At 45.1% G+C, this 3,442-nt stretch carries 5 protein-coding genes and 3 tRNA genes; all 8 read right to left on the bottom strand.

The genetic code is table 11. From position 1 onward, the window contains the following. Nucleotide 1 precedes the first annotated feature (1 nt). The 8 genes from AC3WTJ_RS37825 to AC3WTJ_RS37860 all read right to left on the bottom strand — a co-directional run bounded on the left by AC3WTJ_RS37825 (nucleotide 2) and on the right by AC3WTJ_RS37860 (nucleotide 3,354). Nucleotides 2-76: transfer RNA gene (locus tag AC3WTJ_RS37825), tRNA-Gly, on the bottom strand. 101 nt (nucleotides 77-177) lie between these two features. Then, nucleotides 178-876 (bottom strand): AIM24 family protein, encoded by a 699-nt coding sequence (locus AC3WTJ_RS37830; RefSeq protein WP_492526920.1) that lies wholly within the window; start codon nucleotides 874-876, stop codon nucleotides 178-180. A gap of 14 nt (nucleotides 877-890) precedes the next feature. Then, nucleotides 891-1,346, bottom strand: a complete 456-nt coding sequence (locus AC3WTJ_RS37835) for a hypothetical protein (RefSeq protein WP_492526922.1) — start codon at nucleotides 1,344-1,346, stop codon at nucleotides 891-893. Between the two features lie 49 nt (nucleotides 1,347-1,395). After that, nucleotides 1,396-2,022 (bottom strand): GyrI-like domain-containing protein, encoded by a 627-nt coding sequence (locus tag AC3WTJ_RS37840; RefSeq protein WP_492526924.1) that lies wholly within the window; start codon nucleotides 2,020-2,022, stop codon nucleotides 1,396-1,398. Nucleotides 2,023-2,156: 134 nt separating this feature from the next. Continuing rightward, nucleotides 2,157-2,666, bottom strand: a complete 510-nt coding sequence (locus AC3WTJ_RS37845) for a ferritin (RefSeq protein ID WP_127458788.1) — start codon at nucleotides 2,664-2,666, stop codon at nucleotides 2,157-2,159. Nucleotides 2,667-2,784: 118 nt separating this feature from the next. Next, complete coding sequence (locus AC3WTJ_RS37850; RefSeq protein WP_127458787.1) at nucleotides 2,785-3,036, bottom strand: DUF1450 domain-containing protein; 252 nt, start codon at nucleotides 3,034-3,036, stop codon at nucleotides 2,785-2,787. A 144-nt stretch (nucleotides 3,037-3,180) separates the two neighbouring features. Continuing rightward, a tRNA-Leu gene (locus AC3WTJ_RS37855) sits at nucleotides 3,181-3,265 on the bottom strand. Nucleotides 3,266-3,281: 16 nt separating this feature from the next. Continuing rightward, nucleotides 3,282-3,354 (bottom strand) — tRNA-Lys (locus AC3WTJ_RS37860). Nucleotides 3,355-3,442: the final 88 nt, after the last annotated feature.

Genomic DNA, 3,442 nt, shown 5'->3' on the forward strand with positions numbered 1-3,442 from the left:
ATGGAGCGGAAGACGGGGATCGAACCCGCGACCCTCGCCTTGGCAAGGCGATGCTCTACCGCTGAGCCACTTCCGCACGGTATGTGTTGCTTGTCACTTCAATTCTTTCTCAGAGGCGACAAGGAATAATATATCAGGATTTCAGAACAAATGCAAATGTTTTTTGTTACCAATCGCTTATTTTATAAAAATACCGCCAAAAGGCAGTACTTCCCTTGCAATTCGCCGCAATAAGCTATCGTTTTTCATATGCTCATCCAACTTGCGATCCGGCTTGCATGGCTGCAGCAGCACATGTCCTTGCCCTGTCATCTCCCAATGATAATTCATATGCTGGCTCGCTAATGTATTGCCATATACACAAAGGCGCAGATCTGCATTCCGAGGATACGCAATTAGACAATGAATATCTACAAATAAAGGCTGCTTCGGATCCAATGCCATCTGATACAACGGACCAGCGGTCAAAAGCCCCACCGTTCCCGACCCTTTGAACTGCATTTTCACGAGATCTTGCGTGATCAGTGTATTTTTAACATTTTGTAAGTGGGAAGTAAAGCTGACACCGCCGGTATAAAACAGAACATGCCGGAACTCATACAAAAGATCATCCTCATCACCAATTGGCACCACAGACATGCTGTAGCCTTCTGGCAACCCTAACATGAGCTGAGCAGGACCATACACGCGCGACTGAATGAGACGTTTTTTGCGGTACATGCTGGGCAGCTTCATCAAAGAGTCCTCTCTTTGCTCAGACTTCCCTTGAAAAGCTACGATTTGGTTCGGATGCAGCACATGGATCGATTCGTCCTTCTCGATGCGCAGTGTGGCCATTTTTGCGTGTGAGCTTGCATGTTCGAAAGTAACTTCCACGCCTCTCAGGCCTCCTATCTCATTTGACGTTTCTGCCTCCGCCAGACCACATACCGGAACACCCGTCCAAGTACAAAATACAACACTACAAGCACAACCACCGCGATAACCATATTCGTTATCTTCCGGCTCCGGTTTTCTTTATCTATGGCAACCTGCTCCATGGCCTTTAAGCGCTCTTGCAGGCGTTCATTTTCTTTCTGAAGCGCTTCGTTTTGTTGAAGGAGCTTTGCCTCGGTTTCCTGTGAATGCCGAATTGTTTCCGAGAGCTTGTCCTTTTGCTCCTCTAATTGCTGTTTCGTTGCCTCGTAATCTTTCTGAATTTGCTCCACATTCTCAGGCAGCTGATAGATATCTTTCACCCTATCGAGCCAGGAGGCTTGGGCTGCAGAGGCAGGGTACATAAGCCCTATCCAAATGATTAGCACGCCGATCACGTGACCAATAACAGATTTATACCGTGTCCGCATCGCCTTCCCTCCCAACAGCTCGACATTTTCTTCTATATTACAGCAAAAATCAACCCTTCACCACTCCTGCCGCCTTAACAGGGTAACGCAAAATCGTTCTCATTTTCAAAGGATCAATCTTCCTCGGATCAGATAAATAGATTTCATGATGGAGGCCGCTAATGCTTAAATGGCTTGTCTCCATAAATTCGTACATTTGAGTTAGCGTTACAGGCTCGGAAGCATACGGACCTATATGCAGCATCTGGACACAGTTTCCTTCATGCAAGGTTTCAAATACAATATCTGAAAGCAAATCCAGCTCCTTTTTCTTGCCTAAAGCTTTAACTCGGGCTTCCTCTACCTTCTCTGCTGTAACATATTCGGGCATCCTAATCAAAAGTTTCCAACGCCACTGCTCCCTCGGCACCTCGAGCGCGTTCCGGCTAACTCCATCTACCCACCACAAGCCCTCCAGCTTGGCCACAGTGAAGTCTTTCTCCTCTAACTTATAAATGCCCTTAATGCTGTAAGAAAGCGTGTAGAGCGCTTCAGTCGCTTGTGCGAAGGCATCTCCATTCGGGTCCCCAGTTCCTTCAATGGTCACATACCAAACAGGACCAAATTCCATTAGCTGTGGCTTCTTCGGAGCTGTGTAATAGGATTTGTAGACTTTGGCTAAATCTAACTTTTCCATGCTGCACTTCCTTTTTTCTTTCAGTATATAAAATAAACCCTGACAGCTATGCGTCAATAAACATAGAAAAAACCTACCCTTCGCTGTAAACGGCGAAAAAGTAAGTTTTTGGTCTTCATTAGTATCGTATGTAATTATTCCCCGGTTGGTGGAGTGAACGTGCGCTGTGCAAATTCCGCATCCAACATGAAGAAGGCGTTGCTGTCTTTATCGATTCGTTTCAACTTGTTGATAATGCTGTCGAACATCGCTTCTTCCTCTACCTGCTCATCGATAAACCATTTGAGGAACTGCATCGTCGCATGCTCACGATCGTTGAGTGCCAAATCAGACAGATGGTAAATACGTCTTGTAACTTCTTGCTCATGCTTGTAAGCATGCTCAAACGCGTCGAGGATCGATTCATATTCATTCACAGGCGTATCCATGCCGGCGAAAGCAACCTTTTTCCCGCGATCATTAATAAATTTGAAAATCTTCATTGCATGAAATTTTTCTTCTTCCGCTTGAACGATAAAAAAGTTCGAGAACCCATCCAAGCTTTCTGCCGCACAATAACCGGCTATGGCCAAGTAGACGTGCGCGGAGTAAAATTCATAGTTCATCTGCTCATTGAGCGCTTCCGTTAGTTCATCTTTTAACATGATGTGCTGCACATCCTTTCTGTATGGTTCCTTTTTGCAAATCCCCATACATACAAGATTACCAGAACTTCATGTACAAATACAAACGGAAGTCATAAAATTTTACAAAAGCTGCTGCTTAGGCCATTACGGTTTCAGCCCTGGATTCAGCAATAATCTGCTTAAGCTGGGCATATAGTAAGTCAGGCGAAGCGGCGCAAACCAAGTCCTTTTTGCCGATCATCGCGATGCACTCTTTCTTGCAATGCTTACAGTTTCCTAGGCAATCCTTCTTCTTTTGCTTCAGATCAGGGTATTCATTTTTCAATGACTTATATATTTGTTTGGATCCGAATTTCTCATTTCTGCAGCAGTATTTAATCGTTTTCATGTCATAACCTCCACCGCTCATATCTACCGCCTATACCCTGATATTAGTGATAATAATAATCAATGTCAATAGGAATTTAGAAATGGATGTACAAAAAAGAGCTTCCTTAGCTCCTATAAAAGGAAATAAGAAAGCTCTTGGTGATGCGGTCAAGAGGACTCGAACCTCCACGGGGGGTTAGCCCACACGGACCTGAACCGTGCGCGTCTGCCAATTCCGCCATGACCGCATAAAATAAAAAAAACTGAGTCATGTAGGATTCGAACCTACGACACCCTGATTAAAAGTCAGGTGCTCTACCAACTGAGCTAATGACTCAAACTTCATAAAAAATGGCGGAGCCGACGGGATTCGAACCCGCGGTCTCCTGCGTGACAGGCAGGCATGTTAGGCCTCTACACCACGG

This window comes from Paenibacillus sp. FW101-FHT12H11 (genome assembly GCF_058790355.1).

What these genes read in the sequence shown, in the direction of transcription:
- AC3WTJ_RS37845 (WP_127458788.1), bottom strand. Translation starts at nt 2,666, where the DNA reads ATGTTAAAAGATGAACTAACGGAAGCGCTCAATGAGCAGATGAACTAT.
- AC3WTJ_RS37840 (WP_492526924.1), bottom strand. Translation starts at nt 2,022, where the DNA reads ATGGAAAAGTTAGATTTAGCCAAAGTCTACAAATCCTATTACACAGCT.
- AC3WTJ_RS37850 (WP_127458787.1), bottom strand. Translation starts at nt 3,036, where the DNA reads ATGAAAACGATTAAATACTGCTGCAGAAATGAGAAATTCGGATCCAAA.
- AC3WTJ_RS37835 (WP_492526922.1), bottom strand. Translation starts at nt 1,346, where the DNA reads ATGCGGACACGGTATAAATCTGTTATTGGTCACGTGATCGGCGTGCTA.